At 71.4% G+C, this 24,421-nt stretch carries 25 protein-coding genes; 10 read left to right on the top strand and 15 right to left on the bottom strand.

Annotated elements, in window-relative coordinates; genetic code table 11:
• Nucleotides 1–21: 21 nt before the first annotated feature.
• The gene (locus ACPPVT_RS20705; RefSeq protein ID WP_426563639.1) at nucleotides 22–1,638 is read left to right on the top strand and encodes a GGDEF domain-containing protein; all 1,617 of its coding nucleotides are present in this window, start codon (nucleotides 22–24) and stop codon (nucleotides 1,636–1,638) included.
• 10 nt (nucleotides 1,639–1,648) lie between these two features.
• Here the strand turns inward: ACPPVT_RS20705 and ACPPVT_RS20700 are convergent, their stop codons facing one another.
• From ACPPVT_RS20700 to ACPPVT_RS20680, 5 genes are all read right to left on the bottom strand, one after another.
• Nucleotides 1,649–3,118 carry a GH1 family beta-glucosidase gene (locus ACPPVT_RS20700; RefSeq protein ID WP_426563637.1) on the bottom strand — a complete coding sequence of 490 codons (1,470 nt, stop codon included), beginning with the start codon at nucleotides 3,116–3,118 and terminating at the stop codon, nucleotides 1,649–1,651.
• Nucleotides 3,119–3,188: 70 nt separating this feature from the next.
• Nucleotides 3,189–4,085: a carbohydrate ABC transporter permease gene (locus ACPPVT_RS20695; RefSeq protein ID WP_426563635.1), complete on the bottom strand. Its 897-nt coding sequence runs from the start codon at nucleotides 4,083–4,085 to the stop codon at nucleotides 3,189–3,191.
• Nucleotides 4,082–5,128 carry a carbohydrate ABC transporter permease gene (locus tag ACPPVT_RS20690; RefSeq protein ID WP_426563633.1) on the bottom strand — a complete coding sequence of 349 codons (1,047 nt, stop codon included), beginning with the start codon at nucleotides 5,126–5,128 and terminating at the stop codon, nucleotides 4,082–4,084. Before ACPPVT_RS20690 ends, ACPPVT_RS20695 begins: the two co-directional genes overlap by 4 nt.
• A 15-nt stretch (nucleotides 5,129–5,143) precedes the next feature.
• Nucleotides 5,144–6,445, bottom strand: a complete 1,302-nt coding sequence (locus ACPPVT_RS20685; RefSeq protein ID WP_426563631.1) for an extracellular solute-binding protein — start codon at nucleotides 6,443–6,445, stop codon at nucleotides 5,144–5,146.
• 338 nt (nucleotides 6,446–6,783) lie between these two features.
• Nucleotides 6,784–7,815: a LacI family DNA-binding transcriptional regulator gene (locus ACPPVT_RS20680; RefSeq protein WP_426563629.1), complete on the bottom strand. Its 1,032-nt coding sequence runs from the start codon at nucleotides 7,813–7,815 to the stop codon at nucleotides 6,784–6,786.
• A 107-nt stretch (nucleotides 7,816–7,922) separates the two neighbouring features.
• Here ACPPVT_RS20680 and ACPPVT_RS20675 point away from each other — a divergent pair, with 107 nt between their 5' ends.
• The 6 genes from ACPPVT_RS20675 to ACPPVT_RS20650 all read left to right on the top strand — a co-directional run bounded on the left by ACPPVT_RS20675 (nucleotide 7,923) and on the right by ACPPVT_RS20650 (nucleotide 13,486).
• Entirely contained in the window at nucleotides 7,923–9,191 is a 1,269-nt protein-coding gene (locus ACPPVT_RS20675) for an efflux RND transporter periplasmic adaptor subunit (protein ID WP_426563627.1), read from the top strand.
• Complete coding sequence (locus tag ACPPVT_RS20670; protein WP_426563625.1) at nucleotides 9,188–9,901, top strand: ABC transporter ATP-binding protein; 714 nt, start codon at nucleotides 9,188–9,190, stop codon at nucleotides 9,899–9,901. Before ACPPVT_RS20675 ends, ACPPVT_RS20670 begins: the two co-directional genes overlap by 4 nt.
• Nucleotides 9,898–11,124 carry an ABC transporter permease gene (locus ACPPVT_RS20665; protein WP_426563623.1) on the top strand — a complete coding sequence of 409 codons (1,227 nt, stop codon included), beginning with the start codon at nucleotides 9,898–9,900 and terminating at the stop codon, nucleotides 11,122–11,124. Before ACPPVT_RS20670 ends, ACPPVT_RS20665 begins: the two co-directional genes overlap by 4 nt.
• 112 nt (nucleotides 11,125–11,236) lie before the next feature.
• Complete coding sequence (locus ACPPVT_RS20660; RefSeq protein WP_426563621.1) at nucleotides 11,237–12,004, top strand: hypothetical protein; 768 nt, start codon at nucleotides 11,237–11,239, stop codon at nucleotides 12,002–12,004.
• Between the two features lie 79 nt (nucleotides 12,005–12,083).
• The gene (locus ACPPVT_RS20655) at nucleotides 12,084–12,626 is read left to right on the top strand and encodes an amino-acid N-acetyltransferase (RefSeq protein ID WP_426563619.1); all 543 of its coding nucleotides are present in this window, start codon (nucleotides 12,084–12,086) and stop codon (nucleotides 12,624–12,626) included.
• Nucleotides 12,627–12,682: 56 nt separating this feature from the next.
• The gene (locus ACPPVT_RS20650) at nucleotides 12,683–13,486 is read left to right on the top strand and encodes a polysaccharide deacetylase family protein (protein WP_426563617.1); all 804 of its coding nucleotides are present in this window, start codon (nucleotides 12,683–12,685) and stop codon (nucleotides 13,484–13,486) included.
• Nucleotides 13,487–13,492: 6 nt separating this feature from the next.
• Here ACPPVT_RS20650 and ACPPVT_RS20645 read toward each other — a convergent pair whose 3' ends face one another.
• The 10 genes from ACPPVT_RS20645 to ACPPVT_RS20600 form a co-directional block, all read right to left on the bottom strand.
• Nucleotides 13,493–14,470, bottom strand: a complete 978-nt coding sequence (locus ACPPVT_RS20645) for an ABC transporter ATP-binding protein (RefSeq protein ID WP_426563615.1) — start codon at nucleotides 14,468–14,470, stop codon at nucleotides 13,493–13,495.
• Nucleotides 14,467–15,279, bottom strand: a complete 813-nt coding sequence (locus ACPPVT_RS20640; protein ID WP_426563612.1) for an ABC transporter permease — start codon at nucleotides 15,277–15,279, stop codon at nucleotides 14,467–14,469. Before ACPPVT_RS20640 ends, ACPPVT_RS20645 begins: the two co-directional genes overlap by 4 nt.
• Entirely contained in the window at nucleotides 15,272–16,066 is a 795-nt protein-coding gene (locus tag ACPPVT_RS20635) for an ABC transporter permease (protein WP_426563610.1), read from the bottom strand. The genes ACPPVT_RS20640 and ACPPVT_RS20635 overlap by 8 nt, the downstream gene beginning before the upstream one ends.
• A gap of 12 nt (nucleotides 16,067–16,078) precedes the next feature.
• On the bottom strand, nucleotides 16,079–16,975 hold the full coding sequence (locus ACPPVT_RS20630; RefSeq protein ID WP_426563608.1) for an A/G-specific adenine glycosylase: 897 nt from the start codon (nucleotides 16,973–16,975) through the stop codon (nucleotides 16,079–16,081).
• 194 nt (nucleotides 16,976–17,169) lie between these two features.
• Entirely contained in the window at nucleotides 17,170–18,240 is a 1,071-nt protein-coding gene (gene disA / locus ACPPVT_RS20625) for a DNA integrity scanning diadenylate cyclase DisA (protein WP_426563606.1), read from the bottom strand.
• A 139-nt stretch (nucleotides 18,241–18,379) separates the two neighbouring features.
• A complete protein-coding gene (gene radA / locus ACPPVT_RS20620) occupies nucleotides 18,380–19,777 on the bottom strand; it encodes a DNA repair protein RadA (RefSeq protein ID WP_426563604.1) in 1,398 nt (465 codons plus the stop codon).
• A gap of 60 nt (nucleotides 19,778–19,837) precedes the next feature.
• Nucleotides 19,838–20,188, bottom strand: a complete 351-nt coding sequence (locus ACPPVT_RS20615) for a hypothetical protein (RefSeq protein WP_426563602.1) — start codon at nucleotides 20,186–20,188, stop codon at nucleotides 19,838–19,840.
• A 61-nt stretch (nucleotides 20,189–20,249) separates the two neighbouring features.
• Entirely contained in the window at nucleotides 20,250–20,951 is a 702-nt protein-coding gene (locus tag ACPPVT_RS20610) for a class I SAM-dependent methyltransferase (RefSeq protein ID WP_426563600.1), read from the bottom strand.
• Nucleotides 20,948–21,763: a hypothetical protein gene (locus ACPPVT_RS20605; RefSeq protein WP_426563598.1), complete on the bottom strand. Its 816-nt coding sequence runs from the start codon at nucleotides 21,761–21,763 to the stop codon at nucleotides 20,948–20,950. The genes ACPPVT_RS20610 and ACPPVT_RS20605 overlap by 4 nt, the downstream gene beginning before the upstream one ends.
• A gap of 23 nt (nucleotides 21,764–21,786) precedes the next feature.
• The gene (locus tag ACPPVT_RS20600) at nucleotides 21,787–21,924 is read right to left on the bottom strand and encodes a hypothetical protein (RefSeq protein WP_426563596.1); all 138 of its coding nucleotides are present in this window, start codon (nucleotides 21,922–21,924) and stop codon (nucleotides 21,787–21,789) included.
• A gap of 82 nt (nucleotides 21,925–22,006) precedes the next feature.
• Here ACPPVT_RS20600 and ACPPVT_RS20595 point away from each other — a divergent pair, with 82 nt between their 5' ends.
• The 3 genes from ACPPVT_RS20595 to ACPPVT_RS20585 are packed head-to-tail and all read left to right on the top strand — an operon-like array spanning nucleotide 22,007 to nucleotide 24,399.
• Nucleotides 22,007–22,939, top strand: a complete 933-nt coding sequence (locus ACPPVT_RS20595) for a Ppx/GppA family phosphatase (protein WP_426563594.1) — start codon at nucleotides 22,007–22,009, stop codon at nucleotides 22,937–22,939.
• 45 nt (nucleotides 22,940–22,984) lie between these two features.
• On the top strand, nucleotides 22,985–23,803 hold the full coding sequence (locus ACPPVT_RS20590; protein WP_426563592.1) for a sugar phosphate isomerase/epimerase family protein: 819 nt from the start codon (nucleotides 22,985–22,987) through the stop codon (nucleotides 23,801–23,803).
• Nucleotides 23,800–24,399 (top strand): TetR family transcriptional regulator, encoded by a 600-nt coding sequence (locus tag ACPPVT_RS20585; protein ID WP_426563590.1) that lies wholly within the window; start codon nucleotides 23,800–23,802, stop codon nucleotides 24,397–24,399. Before ACPPVT_RS20590 ends, ACPPVT_RS20585 begins: the two co-directional genes overlap by 4 nt.
• The last annotated feature ends 22 nt before the right edge of the window (nucleotides 24,400–24,421 follow it).

Genomic DNA, 24,421 nt, shown 5'->3' with positions numbered 1-24,421 from the left:
GCACGCAGCAGGGGAGTATCGGTGGACGACGAGCAGCGCGCGTACCGACGCGCGTACGACTTGCTCGAGGGTGTGCAGGCGGAGGACCCCGCCGGTGCCCTCGCCGACGTCGTCTCAGCCCAGCGCGTGGCCCGCAAGCGTGGTTGGAACCGCGTCGACCTGGTGCTCCAGCTCGTCGCGATCGTGCACGACCTGGTGCACGGTCCCGACCGGCGCACCGACGGCCGGGTCGAGGACCTGCTCGCCCAGGCGCGGCACACCTCGCAGCTCGCTATCGTCGCCTGCGCGCTCGGCGTGCGCGGCGTGCTCAAGAACGCGCACGGTGACACCCGGCAGATGCTCGAGGACGCCGCCAACGCGATGGTCATCCTGGACGACGACGGGCTGCCGTCCCAGGACAGGGCCACCGGCTACACGATTCTCGGCGCGGCCTACAACAGCCTGCGGCTGTGGGAGCTGACCGACGAGCTGTACGACCTGGCCGCCGAGGCCGGCCGTCGTGACCCGGCGCCGGTCATGCGGGCCGCCCTGGCGGTCAACCCGGTGCTCATCCGGGTGGAGTGGGCGCTGGCGCTGGTCGAGGTCGGTGACGAGGACGGTGCCCGCCGTGAGTTCGCCCGGGCGGCCGAAGCGCTCGGCCCGGCCCGCGACACCCCGATGCCACAGCTGTGGATGCAGGTCGCCGAGGGCTGCTCCTCGGTGGTCGACCTGCTCACCGACGTGCACGGCGCCGACCCCGGGAAGGTGGCCGCCGACGTCAGCGGCCTGCGCGCGAACGGTGACCGCGAGATTCTGCCGCTGCTCGAGGCGACCTGGCTGCTCGCCCGTTCCCGCCGCGCCGGCACCCGCGCCGAGCGGCGCGCGGTCGCCCGGGACGCGGCCCAGCTCGGCGTCACGACGTCCCCTTCGTCCTCGTCCTCGACCTACCCCGCGTGGGTGCGGGCCAACGTGCTCACCTCGATGACCCGCCGGCATCCGCGCGCGTCGTGGCTGGGACGCAGCCGTCGGGCGCTCGCCTACCAGGCGCAGTCCGACTACACCGACCTGCTGGCCCGATCCAGCTGGGAGTCCCGACGCGCCGTGCTCGCGGCAGCGCACGCGCAGATCCGGGTCGCCCGGAGCCGCGCCGAGCGGGAGCGGCTGGTCCACGCGGCGTCCACCGATCCGCTGACCGGGCTCAGCAACCGCCGGGTCTTCGAGGACTGGCTGTCCGGCACCGACCCGGCGGGCTCGCCGTCCGCGCTGCTGCTGGTGGACGTCGACGGCTTCAAGAGGGTCAACGACACCTACGGCCACGCCGTCGGCGACGACGTGCTGCGTGCGCTGGCCGAGGTGCTGCGCGAGTGCGAGGACTCAGGTGACGTGCTGTTGCGCCTCGGCGGCGACGAGTTCGCCGTCCTGGTCCCGCGGAACGTCCACCCGGCGGCGATGGAGGAGCGGACGCTGCGGATCCGCGAGCGGGTCGGCGCCTACCCCTGGGACGCCATCGCCGACGGACTCGAGGTACGGGTCAGCTGCGGTTCGAGCATCGGCCAGCTGCACGACCCGTCCGAGCCCGGGACGGCGCGCACCGCGACCTACCGCCGGGCGGACGACGACCTGTACGCCAGCAAGGGCATCCGGACCCGAGGCGCCTGAGCGCGTCAGGTCAACCGTCGGCCGGCAGTGCGCCGCCGGCTTTGACGACCGCGGAGTACCAGTGCGCGCTGTCCTTGAGCGTTCGCACCAGGGTGTCGTAGTCGATGTGCACGATGCCGAAGCGCTTGGAGTAGCCGAAGGACCACTCGAAGTTGTCCAGCAGCGACCACAGGAAGTAGCCGCGCACCGGCGCGCCCACCTCGATCGCGTCGAGCACGGCGCCGAGGTGGTCGCGCAGGTAGTCGACCCGGTCCTGGTCGTGCACCTGACCGTCCGCCGCGACGACGTCGGGGAAGGCCGCGCCGTTCTCGGTGACCATCAGGTCCACGCCGGGGTGCTCGCGGTGCAGGCGCAGCAGCAGCTCGGTCAGACCGCGGGGGTCGATCGGCCAGCCCATGTCGGTGTGCCTGCCGGGCTGCTCGGGAAACTCCACGCCGTCGCACCCGATCCATGGCGTCGCGGAGGTGTCCCCGTGGCCGTCTGCGGTCTCGCGGGGGCGGTCGCCGTCCCACTGCCGGACAACCGTGGGGGAGTAGTAGTTGACGCCGAGCACGTCCGGCACCTGGTGCACCAGCTCGAGGTCGCCGTCCAGCACGAACGACCAGTCGGTGACCTCGCTGGTGTCGGCCAGCACGTCGGCGGGGTAGCGGCCGTTGAGCACGGGGTCGAGGAACACCCGGTTCTGCAGGCCGTCGACCCGGCGCACAGCGTCGTCGTCCGCGGTTTCGCCGGCCGGCGAGTGGACCCAGGCGAGGTTCAGCGTCAGCCCGACCCTGGCGGTCGGCACCGCCGCCCGGATCGCCGAGCTGGCCAGACCGTGCGCGAGGTTGAGGTGGTGCACCGCGCTCAGTGCGGACGCCGGCTCCTGGCGGCCGGGAGCGTGGACGCCGCTGGCGTAGCCGAGGTACGCCGAGCACCACGGCTCGTTGAGCGTGATGAACGTCTGGACGTCCGGTGCGAGCGCCGTCGCGACCACGGCCGCGTACTCGGCGAAGCGCTGTGCGGTACGCCGGTCGGTCCAGCCGCCGGCGTCCTCCAGGGCCTGCGGGAGGTCCCAGTGGTACAGCGTGACGGCCGGTTCGATCCCGGCGGCGACGAGCTCGTCGACCAGTGCACGGTAGAAGGCCAGCCCCTGCTGGTTGACCGGGCCCAGGTCGTCCGGCCCGACGTCCGGGGTGATCCGCGGCCAGGCGACCGACATCCGGTAGGTGGTCAGCCCGAGCTCGCGCATGATCGCGACGTCCTCTCGGAACCGGTGGAAGTGGTCCACGGCCACGTCGCCGGTGTCGCCGCCCGCCACCTTGCCGGGGGTGTGGCTGAACGTGTCCCAGATCGACGGGGTGCGCCCGCCCTCGGCGACGGCTCCCTCGATCTGGTAGGCGGCGGTGGCTGAGCCCCAGGCGAAGTTGGCTGGGAACCGGCGCCCGCCCGGCTCGTCCTGCTGCTGGGTGTCGACGGCGTCGACCGACGTGAAGACCACGGAGTCCCTCTTCTCTGCGGGTACTGCTACGAATAACGGTACGACTGCTGTGCGGGGGTGGCGCGGCCACTCATCCCTTGACCGCGCCGGAGATGATGCCGCTGACCACCTGGCGCCCCAGCAGGGCGAACACCAGGAAGACGGGCAACGTGCCGACCAGCGTGCCGGCCAGGATGATCGACTGGTCCGGTACGTAGCCGCCGCCGAGGTTGTTCAGCGCCACCTGGACGGTCGGGTTCGTCGAGTTCAACGCGATGATCGGCCAGAAGAAGTCGTTCCAGGACGCCATGAACGTGAGCATCGCCAGCACCGCCATGCCCGGTCGGGCGATCGGCAGCACGATGGAGAACACCGTTCGGGTGGACGTCGCGCCGTCGACCCGCGCCGCCTCGAGCAGCTCGTCGGGCACGGACTGGCTGAGGAACTGGCGCATGAAGAAGACACCGAAGGCGCTGACCAGCGACGGCAGGATCACCGAGGACAGCCTGGAGGTCAGGTGCAGCTCGGCCATGATCCGGTAGAGCGGGACGACGCCGAGGGTCGGCGGGATCATCATGGTCGCGACGGCGAGCGAGAACAACACGGTGCTGCCACGGAAGCGCAGCTTGGCGAAGGCGTAGCCGGCCAGCGTGCAGAACAGGACCGTGCTGAAGGTGACGCAGCCGGACACGATCACCGAGTTGATCAGCGCCTTGCCGATGTTCACCTGCTGGGTGGCCGCCTGGATGTTGTGCCACAGGTTGTTGCCCGGGGTCAGCGGCGGCGGCACCTGCGCCGCCTCGGCCATGGTCCGGCTGGCCACGACCAGCATGTAGTAGAAGGGCAGGATGAAGATCAGCGCGGTGAGCGCCAGCAGCAGGTAGCTGACCCATCCGGCTTGGTGCTGACCGCGGCGGCGTCGACGCGGCCGAACGGTCAGCAGTGGCGGTGCCCCGCTGCTCGCAGCCGGGATGGGCATGGTGGTCATCGCTCGCTCCTCGTGCGCCAGCGGACGATGCTGGTGTTGACCAGCACGAGTACGACGATGAGCAGGAACGTCACCCAGGCGACCGCCGCTGCCTTGCCGAGCTGCAGGTACTGCCAGCCCTGCTGGTACATGAACAGCCCGATGGTCTGGTACTGGTGGACCGCGCCGCCGTCCGCGGAGCCGTTGCCGAACAGCAGCGGCTCGCCGAACAGCTGCGTCGCACCGATGGTGGAGACCACGACGGTGAACAGGATGGTGGGGCGCAGGCCGGGCAGCGTCACGAAGCGGAACTGCTGCCAGCGGCTGGCGCCGTCGATCGCCGCGGCCTCGTAGAGGTCCTGCGAGATGGACTGCATGCCGGCCAGGTAGATCAGCGCGTTGTAGCCGGTCCAGCGCCAGGTCACGATGATCGCGATGGCGATCTGCGCCGTCCAGTTGCCGTTGCGCCAGTCGATCGCGCCGACGCCGAACCAGGACAGTATCCAGTTGGCGAAGCCGTTGTCCCGGCCGAACAGCTGCGCGAAGACCAGCGTCGCAGCGGCGACCGAGGTGGCGTACGGCATGATCATCGAGACTCGGAAGAAGGTCCGGACCCGCATGGAGTAGTTCAGCAGGTGCGCCAGGCCGAGGGCCAGCATCAGCTGCGGGACGGTCGACAGCACGCCGATGGTGAACGTCTTCCACAACGCGTTGTAGAACAACGAGTTCGCGAACAGCCAGCGGAAGTTGTCCAGCCCGATCCACGTCATGTCGGACCCGAGCTTGTAGTCGTGCAGGCTGATCCAGGCGGTGTAGATCAGCGGGAACAGCCCGAACGCTGCGAACACCAGGAAGAACGGTGACACGTAGGCGTAGGGGGCTGCCTTCGACTCGAAGCGGAAGGCTCGCTGGCGCCAGGTGGGGCGCCGCCGCTCCCCCACCCGCACGGCTGCGGGTGGGGGAGCGTCCTGCGACGTCGGGCCTTCACCCGAGCCGCTCGAGGCCGTTTTGGCGGTGCTCGTAGCGGTGTCGGGGGTGGCACCCGTCGCGGCTGCAGACGACACGTCAGACTGGCCCGGTCAGCCGAGCTGGGTCTTGAGCGTGTCGTTCAGGGTCGCCCAAGCCTTGTCCGGCGAGACGTGGTTCGTCTCGACCGACTGCAGGGCGGTGCTGATCTGGTTCTGGATCGTGCCGTCGTCCTTGCCGTGGATCTGGGTCGGTGCGGCGGCGGCGATGTCACCGAAGACCTTGCCGATCGGTGCACCGCTGAAGTAGTCGTCCTTGGTGTCGGCGACCATGGTGAAGGCGCCCTTGTTGGACGGGAAGTTGCCGACCTTGTTGAAGACCGTGGCCTGCTGCTCAGGGTCGGTCAGCCACTTGATCAGGTCTGCGGCTTCCTTCTGGTGCTTGCTCTGCTTCGGGATCGACAGGTAGGCGCCGCCCCAGTTGCCGCCCACGCCACCGGGCAGCGTCGTGACGTTCCACTTGCCGCTGCCGCCGTCGCCGGCCTGGCCCTTGATGTAGCCGACCATCCAGGACGGGCAGGCGATCGTCGCGAACGAGCCCTTGCTGAAGCCGGAGTTCCACTCGGGGGTGAACTGGCCGAGCTTGGCGGTCAGCCCGTCCTGGCCCGCCTTGGCGGACAGGTCGAAGGCGTGCTTGACGGCCGGGTTGGTGTTCCAGATCAGCTGGCCGCTCTCGTCGTAGTAGATCTTCGACTCGGTCGAGACCACGACGTTGTAGAGACCGCCGGCCGCGTCGGTCCAGGACGTGCCCTTGGGCGCCTTGGCCTTGAACTGCTCGCCCATGGCGATGTAGTCGTCCCAGGAGGTGAGCTTGCTGGCCAGCTCGGCCGGGTCGGTAGGCATCCCGGCGGCCTTCATCAGGTCGGTGCGGTAGCAGATGCCGGTCGGCCCGATGTCGGTGCCGAGGCCGAGCACGGCGCCGTCCTTGGTGGTCGCCGCCGCCTCCTTCCAGGCCGGGTAGTTGGCGATCTGGGCCGCGGCGGTGGTGCCCTTGAGGTCCAGCCACTTGTCGCCCTGGTTCTGGGCGACGTCGGTGATCCGGCCGACCTCGATGGCCTGCACGTCGGAGGCGCCGCTACCGGAGGCGAGCTTGGTCTGCAGCGCCGTCCAGTAGTTCTTCTCCTGCTCGGTGGAGTCGTACTTGATGGTGATGTTGGGGTGGGCAGCGTGGTACTTGTCGAACAGACCGGCCTCCTGGTACCCGAAGGTGCCGAAAAGGCTCACGGTGAGGGTGGTCTTGCCCCCCGAGCCCGAGGCGGCGTCGTCATCGCTACTGCTGCTTCCGCAGCCGGTGACGCCGAGGGCCACGCAGATCGTCGCGGCCGCTACAGCGGTCGCAGGACGTCGCAGGTGCATCCGGAGCTCCTTCTGGCCCGAAGGCCGTTCGTCGTTGAACGTGGCGCCGCTGGTGCACGCGGCGGGTGCGGGTGGGTAGCTGGTGGTGCTTGGCGGTGTGGTGGTGCTGGGCTGATGAGAGCGCTCTCGCTATTCTGTGAGAGCGCTCTCACGCTGGTGGCCAGATACTGATGGACCCGGGCCACGGGTGTCAAGGTGTGGCGCACAACAAATTGGCTCGGCGCCCGGTTTTGTCGTGCTTCGCCCCGTGGATCCGGCGTATCCCGTGCGCCTTTCCGGGGTCGCGCGGCCGTTCCCGCTCGTCAGAGGGCCCCTGAGGTGGACGGCGGGTGGCGGGGTCAGCAGGTGCCGCGGACCACCAGCTCGGTCGGCAGCATCACCGAGGTGTGCGTGGCTTCACCGTTCACCAGGGCCATCAGCAGGTGCGCCATCTCGCGACCGAGCTCCTCCATCGGCTGCCGGACCGACGTCAGCGGAGGGTGCGCGGCGGTGGCCAGCGGGCTGTCGTCGAACCCCACGACCTTCACGTCCCGGGGTACCTGCAGCCCCGCCTCGCGCACCGCGCGCATCGCGCCGACCGCCATCTGGTCGTTCGCCGCGAAGACCCCATCTGGTGCGAACCTGTTGCGCAGCAGCTGGTTCATCGCCTCGAACCCGCCGTCGGTGCTGAAGTCGGACTCGATCGTGCGGGTCCGGGCGACCTTGCGCCGCGAGTCGGTGAGCTCGTCCTGGTAACCCCTGAGCCGGTCCTGCGCCGCCGGCATGTCCAATGGTCCGGTGATGGTGGACAGCCGGGTGCAGCCGGCGTCCAGCAGGGCCCGAGTCGCCAGCCGCGCGCCCGTCACGTTGTCGGCGTCGACGCTGGGGATGTCGTCGTCCGGCCGGAACGGTCGCCCGGACAGCACGACGGGGATGCCGACCTGGCGCAACCGGTTCGGCAGCGGGTCGTCACCGTGCAGCGAGATGAACATCGCGCCGTCCACGTGGCCGCCGGCGGCGAACCGGAAGAACCGCTCGTGCTCGGAGGGCGTGGCCAGCACGACGAACACCAGCTGCACGCTCTCCCCGGAGACGGCCTTGTGCGCTCCGCGCAGCACGGCCGGGAAGAACGGGTCCTCGAAGAGCCGCTCCTCGGACTCCGACACCACGAACGCGATCGAGTCGCTTCGTCGGGTGACCAGCGACCTGGCCGCCCGGTTCGTCACGTATGACAGCTCGGCCGCGGCGTCCTGCACCGCCTGCTTGGCCGCCGGGCTCACCCTCGGCGATCCGGAGAGCACCCGCCCGGCCGTCGCGCGAGACACACCGGCGAGCGCGGCGACCGACTCGAGGGTCGGTTGGCCACCCGATGGTGAGCTCTGATCTCGCACGTGCCGGAGTTTAGGGCCACGCCATGGTGATCGCGCGACTGCAGACCGACAGCCTGCACACGGCGCGTTCACAGCACCTACACAGGATCGAACCACATCCTGGCGCCATGAAGCTCTCTCGTCCGGGACGGGTGGCCATCATCAACCTGTCCATCGCCGCCGTCCTCATCGTCGCCCTCGTCGTCGGTTTCGTTCTGCTTCGCGGGGGTGGGACCGAGGCCACGGCCTCCAGCCAACGGACCGCCACCGTGTCCACCGGGGACGTGACCGCCACGGTCAGCGCCACCGGCACCAGCGAGCCGACCAGCACCTCGGAGGTGTCCTTCACCTCCACCGGGACGATCACCAGCATCAAGGTCACGGTCGGCTCGACGGTCAAGAAGGGACAGGTGCTGGCCACCCTGGACGCCGACGCGCTGCAGACCCAGGTCGACGTCGCGCAGGCCAAGCTGGACGCCGCGCAGGACCAGTACTCCGCGGCCGTGCAGAGCTACGACGACGCGGTGGCAGCCGAGAACGCGGCTTCAAGTGACACCAGCAACAGCAGCAACACCAATGTTGCCAACGGTTCCAGCAGCAACAGCCAGAACGGCGCGGCCAGCTCCGTGTCGTCCGCCTCGGCCCAGCTCGCCTCGGCCCGGGCCAACCAGCTGCAGGCGCAGAACGACCTGGACACCGCCCAGCAGGCGCTGGACGGCGCGACGCTGCGCAGCCCGCGGGCCGGCACGGTGCTCACCGTGAACGGGACCGTCGGTGGCTCGTCGGGTGGCAACGGCTCGAGCGGCAACGGATCGACCGACACCAGCTCGAGCGGGCTGTTCACCATCGCCGACCTGGCCAGAATGCAGGTCTCGGCGTCGTTCGCCGAGGCGGACGCCATGCAGCTCAAGGTCGGGCAGGCCGCGACCACGGTCTTCAACGCCGCGGCCGAGACGCCGGTGACCGGCAAGGTGACGACCGTCGCGCCGACCCCCACGACGTCCAACAACGTGGTCAGCTACGCGGTCACGATCAGCTTGCCCACGCTGCCGAAGGGCCTGCGGTCCGGGCAGACCGCGACGGTGACCGTGACCACGGGCAGCGCCAGCAACGTGCTCACCGTGCCCGGCTCGGCGATCACCAGCGCGGGCGGCACGCACACGGTCACGGTCGTCGCCAACGGCAAGTCGACCCGCACCCCGATCGAGATCGGCCTCGAGGGCGACCAGCTCACCCAGGTCACCAGCGGCCTGAGCGCCGGCCAGACCGTGCTGCTGACCACCGCGACGTCGACGTCGGGCGGCTCGGGGAGCTTCCCCGGCGGGAACTTCCCCGGCGGTGGCCTCGGCGGCGGCCTGGTGACCAACGGGAACGGGCCAGCAGGTGGCGGCAAGTGAGCGAACGCCCGAACGTCATCGAGCTGGTCGGGGTCCGCAAGCTCTACGGCAGCGGCGACGCCGCGGTCGAGGCGCTGCGCGGCGTGACCCTGGACATCGCCGCCGGTGACTACGTGGCCATCATGGGTGCGTCCGGGTCCGGCAAGTCGACTCTGATGAACCTGATCGGCTGCCTGGACGTGCCGACCACGGGCATCTACCGGCTGGACGGTGTCGATGTCAGCGACCTCAGCGAGGACTCGCTGGCCCAGGTGCGCGGACGGCGGATCGGCTTCGTCTTCCAGTCGTTCAACCTGATCCCGCGGATGACCGCGCTGGCCAACGTCGAGCTGCCGATGACCTATGCAGGGGTGCGCGTCTCGGAGCGGCGTCGGCGTGCAGCCGTTGCGCTGGAACGGGTCGGGCTGACCGACCGCGCCGACCACCGACCCAACCAGCTGTCCGGCGGGCAGCAGCAGCGCGTCGCGATCGCCCGGGCGCTGGTGATGGCGCCGGCCCTCGTGCTGGCCGACGAGCCGACCGGCAACCTGGACAGCCACTCCAGCGCCGAGGTGATGGGCATCCTCGACCAGCTCAACGCCACCGGCCGCACCGTCGTGCTGATCACCCACGAGGACGACGTTGCGGCACATGCCTCGCGGCAGCTGCGGCTGGTCGACGGGCAGGTCGTCTCCGACGTCCGCACCCGCGACCTGGTGGGCGCCTCGTGAGCCCGCTCGAGGTGGTCCGGTCCGCGCTGCGCGGCCTGTCGTCCAACCCGCTGCGCTCGACGCTGACCACGCTCGGCATCCTGATCGGCGTCGCCGCCGTGATCGTGCTGGTGGCCGTCGGCAACGGCTCGTCCAAGGCGATCGAGCAGTCCATCGAGCAGCTCGGGACCAACACGCTGACCATCAGCAGCCAGGGCGGGCGCGGTTTCTCCAGCCGCGGCGGCGCCCAGCAGCAGGTGAGCACCGGCGGGATCACGATGGCCGTGGCCCGCCAGCTGACCAACACCTCGCTCGCGCCCGACGTGAAGAGCGTGACCCCAGAGGCGACGACGTCCGCGACCGTGACGGCCGGCGACACCAGCGTCACTGTGCCCTCGATCGTCGGCACCTCGGTGTCGTACTTCGAGGCCACCAACAGCCCAGTCGCCCGTGGGGCGTACTTCACCGAGGACGACGTCGAGAACGGCCGCAAGGTCGCAGTGATCGGCTCGACCACGGCGGACAACCTGTTCTCCGGACTCAACCCGGTGGGCCACCAGGTCAACGTGGGCAACCTGCGGCTGACCGTCGTAGGAGTGCTGGCGGACAAGGGATCCACCGGGTTCCAGGACGCCGGCGACACCATCGTCGCGCCGATCACCACGGTGCAGCGCGAGCTGACCGGGTACGGGGCGCTGAGTTCGGTCGTCGTCCAGGCGTCCACCGCCGCCGCGGTGGACCAGGCCGAGTCCGAGGTCACCGCGATCCTGGACCACCAGCTCGGGGTGACCAGCAGCAACGACCGCACCTACCGGGTGCTCAACCAGTCCCAGCTGCTCAGCACCCGCACCGAGGCCAGCAAGACGTTCACCGTCCTACTGGCCGCCGTCGCCGGGATCAGCCTGCTGGTCGGCGGCATCGGGATCACCAACATCATGCTGGTGACAGTCACCGAGCGGACTCGGGAGATCGGGATCCGCAAGGCCCTCGGCGCGCGGACCGGCGCGGTGCTCGGGCAGTTCCTCACCGAGGCGACGGCGCTCAGCCTGCTCGGCGGACTGCTCGGCGTGGTCGCGGCCCTAGTGACCGTGCAGTTCAAGATCTCGGGAATCGAGCCAGTGCTGGTGCCGTCGTCCATCGCCCTCGCGCTGGCCGTGTGCGTCGTCATCGGCGTCTTCTTCGGCGGCTACCCAGCCGGCCGCGCAGCCCGGCTGCGACCCATCGACGCGTTGCGTCACGAATGAGCCACCGACCGACCGCCGCCGAGCGGTCACAGATGGGGCAGCCCAGCCCCTCCCAGTGCCCCGTTCGCGTCATCTCGGCGCAGGGGATCCGTCACCAGTTCGAGGAGTCACGATGACCGACCAGCCCCAGCGACCGGATGAGGCGGGCCAGACCCAGCCGCTGGGAGAGTCCCAGCCGACTGTGCCACAGCCCGAAGCCGCGCCGCCCGCTCCTTCCCAGCCCGCGCCGCCGCAGCCAGCTCCTTCCCAGCCCGCGCCGTCCCAGCCCACGCCGTCCCAGCCCGCGCCTTCCCAGCCCGCGCCGTCCCAACAGTTCGACCCGCTCGCGGCGCCGCCGGCCGGGGTTCAGGGCCAGCCCGCGCTGAGCCCTCGCAAGAGCGGACCGTCGCTGCCGACCAGCACCCTGGCGATGCTCGGGGTGGCGCTGCTCGTGGTGGGCGGCGTGATCGGCGCGCTGATCGGCCACAACGTCGGCGGCGACGACACCCAGGCCAACGCCCGGGGCAACTTCTCGAACGGTCGCGGCGGCTACGGCTTCCCTGGCGGTGGACAGGCTCCGCAGAACCGGCAGCAGGGTCAAGGTCAGCAGGGCCAGGCGCAGCCCGGTCAGGGCGTCGGCCCCGCGGGCCGTGGCCTGGCCGCGGGCACGGTGACCGCGGTGGACGGTGACACCGTCACCATCAAGCAGGCCAACGGCAACACTGTCAAGGTCAAGCTCGGTGACAGCACGACGTACACGCTCACCCAGAAGGGCACCAAGGACGACGTCAAGGTCGGCCAGCCGGTCGTCGTGACCGGCCAGACCGGCAGCGACGGCCTGATCGCGGCCAACTCGGTCCGCACCGGCGAGCAGTTCGTGCTCAACCAGCGCAGCAACTGATCCGCTGCGTCGGCGCAGTTCCAGGACGGCGTCCGGCGCCTCCCGCAGCGTCGTCCCGTCGCACGGCAGAATGGCCGGCATGGCCCCTCGACCCGCGGTGCGGATCGCCCGGACGTCCGACGTCCGGGCGATCCGTGCGTTGATCGAGCCGCTGGCCGCCGCGCGGGTGTTGGTCAGCAAGGACGCCGTGGCGTACTACGAGGGGCTGCAGCAGTTCGTGGTGGTCGACGGCCCGGACGGCGAGCTGGCCGGCTGCGGCGCTCTGCACGTGCTCTGGGACGACCTGGCCGAGGTGCGCACCCTCGCCGTGGCGGACGCCCACCGCGGTACCGGGGTCGGCGCCGAGCTGCTCGCCGAGCTCGTCAGGCGGGCCCGCGAGCTCGGCGTCACTCGGGTGTTCTGCCTGACGTTCGAGGAGCAGTTCTTCCTGCGGCACGGCTTTCGGGTGATCGAGGGCACACCGGTGACTCAGGATGTCTACGCGGAGCTGCTGCGCTCGTACGATGAGGGTGTTGCCGAGTTCCTCGACCTGGACCGGGTCAAGCCGAACACCTTGGGCAACACCAGGATGTTGCTCGAGCTCGCGCCGTCAGCCGACGCGTGGGGGGCGGCCGACGAGTGAGAGGAGCGGCAGGTTTGCGCAGGTCATGGGGGGCGGTGCGTCGTCCGCGTACCGCTGTGGTGGTTGGCCTGCTGCTCGCGCTGTTGGCGGCGTCGGCGCCGTCCGCGGGAGCACTGCACCACGGGCACGCCCTGTCGTCGGTGTCGGTTGCCGAGCACACCCAGCAGGACCCGCAGCCGGCCGCCGGCTTGCCTGCATCCTCGCCCGTCGCCATCGGCACCTCGGCCGGCCCGGCGCCCTTGCCCGGCCCCACCGCGAGCCCGCTGCCGACCGCGGGTGAGTCCCGCTCGTCCGGTCCCGCCCCCGCCGGCGCGATTAACCCCCGAGTCGTCTACCTGACCTTCGACGACGGCCCGGACCCGGAGTGGACGCCGCAGATCCTGGCGCTGCTGGCCCGCTACGACGTCCGCGCCACGTTCTTCGAGATCGGTCAGGAGGTGCGCCGGCACCCGCACACCGCGGCGGCCGTGCGAGCCGCCGGGCAGGCGGTGGGCAGCCACACCATGCACCACCGCAAGCTGACCAAGCTCAGCGGCGCAACCCTGGCCGGTGAGCTGGACGCCGGGCTGCCCGGGGTCAGCTGCCTGCGGCCGCCGTTCGGCGTGGTCGACGCCCACGTTCGGGCGGCGGCGGCCGCCAGGGGACTGCGCATCGTGCTGTGGAACGTCGACACCGACGACTGGGCCAGGCCCGGTGCGAAGTCGATCGAGAAGGAGCTGCTCAAGCACGCCAAGCCGGGCCGCACGGTGCTGATGCACGACGGCGGCGGGGACCGCAGCCAGACCCTCGCCGCACTCAAGGTGGTGCTCCCGCAGCTGGTGGCTCGCGGCTACCGGTTCGGCTCGTTCCCCGGCTGCTAGCGGCGGCTAGCGTGGCGGCGCCGACAGGTAGAGCCGGCGTACGACGTCCTCGATGTCCGGCTCCTCCACCGACAGGTCGCGGACCTCGACCCGGTCGGCGACCGCGGACAGAACCGTTGCGGCAGTGGTGGTCTCGGGCGCGAACGCGAGCCGTTGGCGCAGACCTTCGCCCTGCGAGCCGATGTGCCGGGTGCCCGGGACGTCGGTCAGGTCCGGCCACGGCTCGGCGAGGTCGACCACCAGCACCCGGTCCGCGCCGACCCGGGTGACCAGCCCGGGCAGCGTCCCGTCGTAGGCGAGCCGGCCGCGGTCGACCACCAGCACCCGGTCGCACAGCCGCTCGATGTCGCCCATGTCGTGCGTGGTCAGCAGGAGCGTGGTGCCGTGCTCGGCGCGCTCCTCGCGCAGGAAGACGCGCAGGCGCTCCTTGCTCAGCACGTCCAGTCCGATGGTCGGCTCGTCCAGCACGATCAGCCTCGGCGAGTGCAGCAGCGCGGCCGCCACCTCGCCGCGCATCCGCTGGCCCAGGCTCAACTGGCGCACCGGCTGGGCCAGGAAGCCACCCATCTCCAGGCGCTCCACCAGCTCGTTGAGCCGGGCCTGCCAGCGCCGGTCCGGCAGCCCGTGAATGGCCGCCAGCACCCGGAAGGACTCGCCGAGCGGCAGGTCCCACCACAGCTGGCTGCGCTGGCCGAACACGACGCCGATGTGCCGAGCCAGCTCGCGCCGCTGCCGGACTGGATCCAGTCCGCAGGTGCGGACCGTCCCCGCGGTGGGCACCAGGATGCCGCTGAGCATCTTGATCGTGGTGGACTTCCCGGCGCCGTTCGCGCCGATGTAGCCGACCGCCTCGCCCGCGGCGATCGTGAAGCTGACGTCGTCCACCGCCGTGACGATCCGCTTCTGCCGGCGCACCCGCCCGGCGGACTGGCGCACCACGAATTCGCGGCGCAGCCGGTCCAGCTGCAGTACGTCCTCGCTCATCCGCCCGCTCCCGTGTAGTGCCGCAGGCCGAAGCGCCACCACTGCAGCGCCGCGCCCCAGATCAACAGCGCCATCAGCGGCGTGCACCAGCCCAGCCAGCTCGGCAGGCCAGGGGCGCCCTCTTGCCCGGTGATCGCCAGGGCCGGCAGGTAGCTGACGAACGCGGCCGGCACCACGAAGGTGAAGAACGTCCGGGCCACCCCGTGCAGCACGCTCGTCGGGTAGCTCGCCACATACGACGATCCGTAGGTGAACCCGTTGGTCATCTCCGAGCCGTCCACCAGCCAGAACTGCGCGCCGGTGGCGCAGACGAACAGGGCCGCGAAGATCGCTGCCCCGGTGACCGGGGTGACGACCAGCAGGACGACGCGGGCCGGCGTCCAGTCGTCGACCGCGAGCGGCAGGGCGGCGACGAGCACCACCAGACCCATGGCGGTTCGGGCCAGCCGGCGCAACGACACGTCGCTGGTGACCAGCTGGGCGAGCACCGGCAGCGGGCGCAGCAGCATGGCGTCCAGGGTGCCGGTCCGGATATAGGTGGGCAGGGTGTCCAGGTGGCCGACCAGGGTGTCCGCGACGGACCACGACACGTTCGCGAGCGCGAAGACCAGCAGCGCGGCGCCGAAGTCGAGGCCGCCGAGCATGTCGACGTTGTGGAAGACCACGTAGATCTCGCTGAGCTCCAGCAGTGCTAGGCCGAGCTGGCCGAGCAGGTCCAACGCGAAGCTCGTCCGGTACGACGTCTGGGCCGCCATCCGCGAGCCGAGCAGCACCCGGTAGGCGGGCAGGTCGCGCAGCAGGTCAGCCACCCTGCACCACCAGCTTGCGGGTGGCGCGGGCCAGCACGACCCGGCCGAGCAGCAGGGTGCCGGCCAGCCAGGCCGCCTGGATCGCGACTGTGCCCACCGCGTCCCAGCCGCGGACCCGACCGGACAGCACGTCGACCGGAGCCTGGAGCATGGACGGGAACGGCGTGGCGGCGGCGATCGCGCCCATCCAGCCGGGGAACCAGGCGACCGGCACGATCAGTCCGGACAGCACGTTGCTGGCCACCACGTACAGCGTCAGCGCGCCGCGGACGTCCAGCAGCCAGAAGGCGACCAGATTGACCATGAACCGGCAGGCGTAGGAGACCGCGACGGCGAGCGGGATGCTCACCGCGGCGAGCAGGTAGGGCTGCACCTCGTGCGGCAGGCCGACCGGGAAGAAGACGAAGCCGACGATCAGCGGCGGCAGGCCGCGCGGCAGCAGCATGTACGCGCCGCGGCCAAGGTCGGCGGCCAGCCCGGACAGCTGCAGGTCGAGGGGGCGGGCCAGGTCGACGGCGACGTCCCCGGTGCGAATCCGGTCCGCGAGCTCGCGCCAGCCGAACAGGCCGACCGTGGCCACCAGCGCCTGGCACAGCCAGCTGTAGGTCGCGCCCTGCTGGGCGTCGTAGCCGGCGATGGCGCCGCCGGCGGAGGCGATCGCGGCGAGCACGATGCTGGCCTTGACTACACCGAAGATCGTGTTCGTCAGCGCACCGGCGACCGATGCCATCCGGTACGTCGAGTACCGCCCGAAACCGGCTCGAGCCAGTTCGAGGTAGGCGCGCACAGTCGCAGGACGTTACTCGGGTGCGCCCGGCAGGCAGTAGGCGCCCTGGTCGGTGAGGTCGGCGAGGCCGTCCTCGAGCAGGCCGACCACGCAGCGGTCGCGCTGGCACGGGTCGCGCAGGTCGGCGTCCGGGACGGCGGCGACCAGCGCGGCGAGCGGGACGGGGGCGGTGGCCGCCCGCAGGACCGCGAGCAGCCGGCCACGGACCTGCCGATCGGTGCCGTGCCACGACTGCGCGCGTCGGGTCGGTCCGTCGTACGGCGGGGACCCGGCAGCCTGCCAGGCGCACTGGTCGGAGATCGGACAGCTCGCGCACCGTGGGCTGCGTGCCGTGCAGACCAGTGCGCCGAGCTCCATCACCGCGATGGACCAGGCTCCGGCGGTGGGCTCGTCGTCGGGCAACGCCGACTCAGCCAACCGGCGTTCGGCGGCGGTCAGCGAGGGCGCGGGCAGCGGCCAGCCCTGGACGGCGCGCGCCAAAACCCGACGGACGTTGGTGTCGACGACGGCATGGCGCTGGCCGAAGGCGAACGTGGCCACCGCCGAGGCCGTGTACTCGCCGATGCCGTGCAGAGCCAGCAGCTCGGCGTACCCGGTGGGCACCTGCCCCTCGTGGCGCTCGCGGATCTGGGTCGCTGCGGCATGCAGCCGCAGTGCCCGCCGGGGGTAGCCCAGGCGGTCCCAGGCGCGCACGGCGTCGCCCGGGGTTGCTGCGGCGAGGTCGGACGGGGTCGGCCAGCGCTGCATCCACTGGCGCCAGACCGGCTCCACGCGCCGTACGGGTGTCTGCTGCAGCATCACCTCGCTGACCAGCACACCCCAGGGGGTGCGGTCCGGTCGGCGCCAAGGCAGGTCCCGGGCGTGCTCGTCGTACCAGTCCAGCAGCGGCTCGACCAGCGTGCTCGTCACGTCCCTGCGCCCTCCGTCCGACCCGCCTGCCCGCCTCGGCCCTCAGTTTCTGTCGCGGCGGTCCGCCACTACGAACCTATTGGAGTAGCGGCACGCAGTGACGTCAGCGGTGCATTTGGGACTGCGGTCCGCTACTCCACTAGGTTCGTAGCTGCGTTGCGCCGCGACATTGCACGGCGCGCACGGCACACGGGTCAGACGTAGCGCTCGAGGATGCTCGACTCGGCCAGGCGGCTCAGGCCCTCGCGGACGGCGCGTGCCCGGCCCTCGCCGACACCCTCGACGGCCTGCAGGTCCTCCAGGCCGGCGGCGAGCAGCTTCTGCAGGCTGCCGAAGTGCTCGACCAGCCGCTCCACGATCGCACCCGGCAGGCGCGGCACCTTCGACAGCAGCCGGTACCCGTGCGGGCTGACCGCTGCGTCGAGCGCGTCGCCGACGATGCTGTAGCCCATCAGCCGGGCCACCGCGCTGAGGTCGAGGAGCTCGGTCGACGACAGCGCCCCCAGCCCGGCGAGCATCGCGGTGAAGTCACCCTCGGTGGCGGCCGGGCTCAGGTAGTCGCGGATCACCAGCTCGCGGTCCGGCCCGACTCCGCCGATGAGCTCCTCGAGCTGGAGCGTCAGCAGTCGGCCGTCGCTGCCGAGCTCGACCACGTACCCCGAGATCTCGTCGCTGATCCGCCGCACCATCTCGAGCCGCTGGATCACCGCGGCCACGTCGCGCACCGTGACCAGGTCCTCGATCTCCAGGGCGGACAGGGTGCCGGTGACCTCGTCGAGCCGCAGCTTGTACCGCTCGAGGGTGGCCAGCGCCTGGTTGGCCCGAGACATGATCGCGCTGGAGTCCTCCAGGACGTGCCGCCGGTTGCCCACGTAAAGGGCGACGATCCGCATCGACTGGCTGACCGCGATGACGGGGTAGCCGGTCTGCTTGGCAACCCTCTCGGCGGTGCGGTGCCGGGTGCCGGACTCGGTGGTCTCGATCGACGGGTCGGGCAGCAGCTGGGTGCCGGCGCGCAGGATCCGTGAGGCCTCGCGGTCGCACACGATCGCGCCGTCCATCTTGGCGAGTTCGCGAAGCCGGGTGGGGGAGAAATCGACCTCGAGCGGGAAGCCGCCACTGGCGATGGAGTCCACAACCTTGTCGGTGCCCAGCACGATCAGAGCGCCGGTCCGACCGCGCAGGATCCGCTCGAGGCCTTCCCGCAACATCGTTCCGGGCGCTGCGGCAGCAAGGGTCGACCGGAGCAGGTCGTCCTCGCTCATCTCTGGTTGCCCCACGCCACTCCCCTGCCGAACGAGCGGTCAGCTCGACCTCTGGCCAAGGCGCCGCCACGGGCGCCACGGGCGCAATCGTAGCCTCCCCAAGGCCCCGGACGGTGCAACGGCGCACGCCGAGAAGTGCTCACACCGAGCGGGTCATCGCCAACCGGACGGCGGTCGCCAGGTCGGGCACCTCGATGATCCGCAGGCCGTCCGGCAGCGCCCCGTTCCCGGCCGATCCCGGGGGCACGATCGCGGCGGTGAAGCCGAGCCGTGCGGCTTCGGACAGCCGCCTCGGCACCCCGCTCACCGGGCGGATCTCGCCGGCCAGCCCGACCTCGCCGAAGGCGACCGTGCGCGGAACCAGGGCCCGGTCGTTCGCGGCGCCGGCCACGGCCAGAGCGACCGCGAGGTCGGTGGCCGGCTCGCTCACCCGCACGCCGCCGACCGTGGAGACGTAGATGTCTGCGTTGCGCAGGGTGACTCGTGCCCGGCGCTCCAGCACAGCCATCAGCATGGAGACCCGGCTGCCGTCCAGCCCGGAGGTCGCCCGCCGTGGGGACGGCAGCACGCTCGGCGCGACCAGGGCCTGCACCTCGGCGAGCAACGGTCGCCGCCCTTCGAGGGTGACCGTGACGCAGGTGCCGGGCACCTGCTCGTGCGCGTCGGCGCCGCCGCTGGACAGGAACAGCCCGGACGGGTCGGCCAGGCCGGTGATCCCGACGTCCGACAGGTCGAAGCACCCGACCTCGTCCGTCGGGCCGTACCGGTTCTTCACCGCGCGGACCAGGCGCAGCCGGCTGTGCCGCTCGCCCTCGAACTGGATCACCACGTCGACCAGGTGCTCGAGCACGCGTGGCCCGGCGATGGAGCCGTCCTTGGTCACATGTCCGACCAGCAGCGTGGCGATTCCGCGGGCCTTCGCCACCGCGATCAACGCGGCCGCCACCTCACGCACCTGTGCCACGTTGCCGGCCGCTCCGTCGACCTGGGCGGAACCGATGGTCTGCACGGAGTCGATCACCAGCAGGTCGGGCTGCACCTGGTCGATGTGCCCGAGCACGGCGGCCAGGTCGGTCTCCGCCGCAAGATAGAGGGTGCGGGCGAGTGCCTCGATGCGCTCGCCGCGCAGCCGCACCTGGGCGGCCGACTCCTCGCCGGTCACGTAGAGCACCCGCCGGCCGGCTCGCCCCTCACGGCCGCAGACGTCCAGCAGCAGAGTCGACTTGCCGATGCCCGGCTCGCCAGCGACCAGCACGACCACGCCCGGGACCAGCCCGCCGCCGAGCACCCGGTCGAACTCGCTGACCCCGGTGGGCCGGGCCTGGGCGAGCTGCGCGTCCACCTCGAGGATCGGCAGGGCGGCGGTGGTCACCGGACCGGCGACCGTCGTACGCACCGGGACCGCTGCGGCGTCCTCGACCGTGCCCCAGGCCTGGCACTCGCCGCAGCGCCCGACCCACTTGGTCGTCGTCCAACCGCACTCGGCGCAGCGGTAAGCGGCCTTGGGGGCGCTCTTGCGGCTGGTGGGCGTCGACATGAGCGCGACTGTAGGCGAGGTCACCGACAACGCGGCCCGCGCCTGGCCGCGTGGACTCAGTCAGGCCTTGGTTCCGGCCATGATGGCCGCACCGATGATCACCGAGATCGACGGGACGATCCCGATCACCAGCCAGGAGAAGTTCTTGGTGCGCCGGTAGGCGAGCAACGAGATGACAACGGCGACGGCGGCCCCGATGACGGACAGTCCGGCGGCCAGGGCGACCTGGTCGCCCGGTGCGCTGGTCTCGGACGGCGACACGACCAGCGCGGGCGCGACGAGGGCGAACAGCAGGGCGACGCCCACCATCGCGAGCTCGACCAGCGAGATGGCCGGCGGCTTGTCCATGTGGTGGGTGTTGGGATCGGTGTAGCGCATTGGTGGCGCGGAGTTCTTCGCGTGAGCGCTCATGGCAACCACTATCCGCCGATCACTGCTCGCCGCAAACCCCTAGAAGCCGACCGGAAGGACGTCAGAACCGCTGCCACCACAGGTTGACGGCGTAGTCGACCTCGGTGCCGGCGTGCCCGGCGAGCAGCTCGTCGGCCAGGTCCGGCGCGAACTCGATCCGGACCACCGCCTCGAGGTCGGCCCGCGCGGCGAACGACCAGCGCAGGTCCAGCGGCTCGCGCTGCCAGCCCTGTCGGGTCCAGAACCGTTGCACGGCAACGGGATCGTAGCGCGGAAGTGATCGCCGAAACCAGCCGCCGAAGGTGGAGCGGCTGGCGTCGTTGTCGATCACGAACGCCGTCCCTCCAGGCCGGACGACGCGGGCCAGCTCGGCCAGGCCGGGCTCGCAGCCGGGCCCGAAGAAGTACGCCCAGCGAGCCTGCGCGACGTCCACGGAGGCGGCGGCCAGCGGGACCGCCTGCGCCGTGCCAGCCAGGACCTGCACGGTGCCCAGCCCGGCGACGCGCGCCTGCGCCCGCAACAGCAACGGCCCGTGCGGCTCGACCCCGACGACGCTGGCGGCGCGTTCGGCGAACCCGGGCAGGTGGAAGCCGGTGCCGCAGCCGAGGTCCAGCACCCGCTGCCCCGACCAGTCGTGCCGCGCCGCCATCGCGGCCTCGATCACACCGTCCGGGTCGACCGCGCGGTTCTCGGTCTCGTAGACCTCCGGGGCGCCCCAGATGTTCGGGCTGGGGATGGCCCCCCTCACCCGCTGCCCGGTCATGCCCGTGCGGCGGACTCCTGCTCCGCGAGCAGGGTGGCCGGGTGCACCAGCAGCGGCAGCAGACGTCGTCCGCCGGCCGTCGTCCGGGCCGCGGCCACGGTCTCCAGGTGCGCCTCGCACCGCTCAGCGAGCACCTCGTAGGCCGCGTCGCCCATCAGCTCGCGCAGCTCGCCCTCGTTGGACCGGAACACCGGCTGCGTGCCCACGTGCGCCTCGCTGTTGGCGCTGCAGTACCAGTCGAGGTCGTGCCCGCCCTCGCCCCAGCCGCGGCGGTCGTACTCGCCGATCGAGGCTTCCAGGTACGACGTGCCGTCCGGCCGCTCGACCGTGCGGTACGTGCGCCGGGTCGGCAGCTGCCAGCAGACCTCCGGCTTGAGGGTGTGGAAAGGGACGCCGCGCCGGGCGGCCTCGTGGTGGAACGCGCACCCGTACCCGCCCGGGAAGTCTCGCGAGTTCAAGAAGATGCAGGCGCCGTCCACCACCCGGGTCTTGCGGGCGCCGTCCTCGAGCTCGGTCCAGCCCTTCTTGCCCAGGCCCTGAGCGCGTTTCTCCCACACCTCGGGCGAGAGCTCGCCGACGACCGCCTTCACCCGGCGGTAGTCCGACTTCTCGGTGAAGTGCGCGCCGAGGGTGCAGCAGCCGGCGTCCGGCGCGTCGGCGTAGATGCCCTGGCAGCCCTGGCCGAAGATGCACGTCCAGGACGAGGTCAGCCAGGTCAGGTCGCAGCGGAAGACCTGCTGCTCGCCGGGCGCACTTGCGGGGTCGACGAACTCGACCCAGGTGCGGGCGATGTCGAGCGGGGTCTCGGGCACGACCCCAGCCTAAGCGGGACTGCTCAGCGCTTCTTGCTCTGCACGATCTCGATGTGGTGGTTGTTCTGCGCGTCCGCCTTGGCGTGCTTGTCGGCGCGCTTCTCCTTCAGGGACTTGCCCGCCTTCTTGGTCATGTGCTGTCGGGGCGACTTGTCGGCCATGGCCTGCTCCCTGTTCGGAAGCCTGGATGGCTCCGCGCTCATGACAGTACGCCGTTGCGGGTCGGCCGGTAGCGTGAGCGCCATGCGGCTCGGGGTGCTGGACGTCGGGTCGAACACCGTCCACCTGCTGGTGGTCGACGCCTACCTCGGTGCGCACCCGCTGCCCGCTTACTCGCACAAGGCGGACCTGCATCTCGCGGAGCACCTGGACTCCGCCGGCGCGATCACGGCCGCCGGCCACGACACGCTGCGCCAGGCGGTGCGCTCGGCCCTGCGGGTCGCCGAGGACCAGGGGTGCGAGGAGGTGCTGGGCTTCGCGACCAGCGCCATCCGCGAGGCGCCGAACGGGCTGGCCGTGCTCGAGGAGGTCCGGGACAGCACTGGCGCGGACCTGCAGGTGCTCAGCGGCGAGGACGAGGCGCGGCTGACCTTCCTCGCGGTGCGGCGGTGGTTCGGCTGGTCCAGCGGACGGCTGCTGGTGCTGGACATCGGCGGTGGCTCGCTGGAGGTCGCGGCGGGCCTGGACGAGGAGCCGGACGTCGCGCTGTCCCTGCCGTTGGGCGCCGGCCGGCTCACCCGTGAGCAGCTGCCGGGCGACCCGCCCTCGCCGGACGCCGTCCGCGCGGCTCGGCGCACGGTGCGCGCGGACGTCGCGAAGGTGGTTCGAGCGGTGACGGTCTCCGGCAGCCCCGACAGGGTCGTCGGGTCCAGCAAGACCCTGCGCTCACTGGCCCGCGTCGCCGGCGCCCCTTCGTCCTCGCAGGGCCCGTTCACCCCGCGGTCGCTGGCGCGCGCGGACGTTGCGCGGTGGCTGGAGCGGCTCGCGCTGATGTCCGAGGCGCAGCGGGCCGCGCTGCCAGGGGTCTCGCCGTTGCGGGCCCGTCAGCTGCTGGCCGGCGCCATCGTGGCCGACGCGGCGATGGACCTGCTCGGCGTCGAGTCGCTCGACATCTGCCCCTGGGCGCTGCGCGAGGGCGTCATCCTGCGCCGGCTGGACTGGATCGGAGCCGGCTGACCCGTCTGCCGTCGGGAGGGCCCGCGGCCTTCTAGGGTGTACGACATGAGCGGGGCGGTGCGGGTTCCGGGGGCGCGGGTGTCCCTGTCCACGGCATCGACGTACCCGGAGACCTGCGCCACGACGTTCGAGATCGCCAGCAGGCTGGGCTACGACGGCATCGAGATCATGGTGTGGACCGATCCGGTCAGCCAGGATCCCGTTGCGCTGCAAGGCTTGTCGGACCACTACGGCCTACCGATCGTGGCCATTCACGCGCCGACGCTGCTGATCACCCAACGGGTCTGGGGCACCGACCCGTGGCCCAAGCTGGACCGGGCCTGCGAGGTCGCCACCGCGGTCGGTGCGGGCACCGTCGTCGTCCACCCGCCGTTCCGCTGGCAGCGGGAGTACGCGCGCTCGTTCGAGACCGGCATCCGCGAGCTGGAGGACCGCACCGGCGTGCGGTTGGCCGTGGAGAACATGTTCCCCTGGCGGGCGCGCAGCCGCGAGATCCTGGCCTACCTGCCGGGCTGGGACCCGGTCGGCTACGACTACGCCAACGTCACGCTGGACCTCTCGCACACCGCGACGTCCGGGTCGGACGCGCTGGCGATGGCGGAGACGCTCGGCGACCGGCTGGTGCACGTGCACCTGGCGGACGGATCGGGCTCAGCCAAGGACGAGCACCTGGTGCCCGGCCGAGGCGGCCAGCCCTGCGCCCAGCTGCTGGAGCGACTGGCCGTCCGGCAGTGGACCGGCAACGTGGTCGTGGAGATCAGCACCCGCCGGCTCAGGGACCGCGCGGACCGCGAGGTCGATCTGGCCGAGGCGCTCGCCTTCGCCCGGCTCAACCTCGCCGCGCCCGCACCGGACCGGCCGTGAACGACCCGCAGCGACCGCGCGGACGGCGGCCGGCCGGCTCGGACACCCGCGCGGACATCGTCACCGCGGCCCGCGAGACGTTCGCCGAGCACGGGTACGAGGCAACCAGCCTGCGTGGCGTGGCTCGCCGCGCGGGGGTCGACCCGGCACTGGTCCACCACTACTTCGCGGACAAGGCGGCGCTGTTCTCGGCCAGCCAGGAGCTGCCGTTCAACCCGACCACGGCCATCGACGCGGCCATCGAGGGGGACCCGGCCACCGTCGGCGAGCGCATCGTGCGGGTCTTCCTGGGGGCCTGGGACACCGAGGAGGGCACCCCGCGGATCCGGGCGCTGATCAACGCGGCGAGCACGCACGAGGACGCCGCGCGCACCCTGCGTGAGTTCCTGGCGCGCGAGATCTTCGGGCGGGTGGTGAAGGCGCTCGGCAGCGACCAGCCCGAACTGCGCGGTTCGCTGCTGGCCAGCCAGCTGGTCGGGCTGGCGATGGCGCGGTACGTCGTGCATCTCGAGCCGCTGGCCTCGGCGAGCGAGCAGGACGTCGTCCGCTGGCTCGCGCCGACGGTCCAGCGCTACCTGACCGGCGAGCTTGACTGAGGAGCTTCGGATTCTGGCGACG

Origin of the sequence: Angustibacter sp. McL0619 (genome assembly GCF_049994355.1) — a bacterium.
GTDB lineage: Bacteria > Actinomycetota > Actinomycetes > Actinomycetales > Angustibacteraceae > Angustibacter.
Note: the sequence above shows the minus strand (reverse complement) of the source record. Positions and strands in the feature narration are given on the sequence as shown.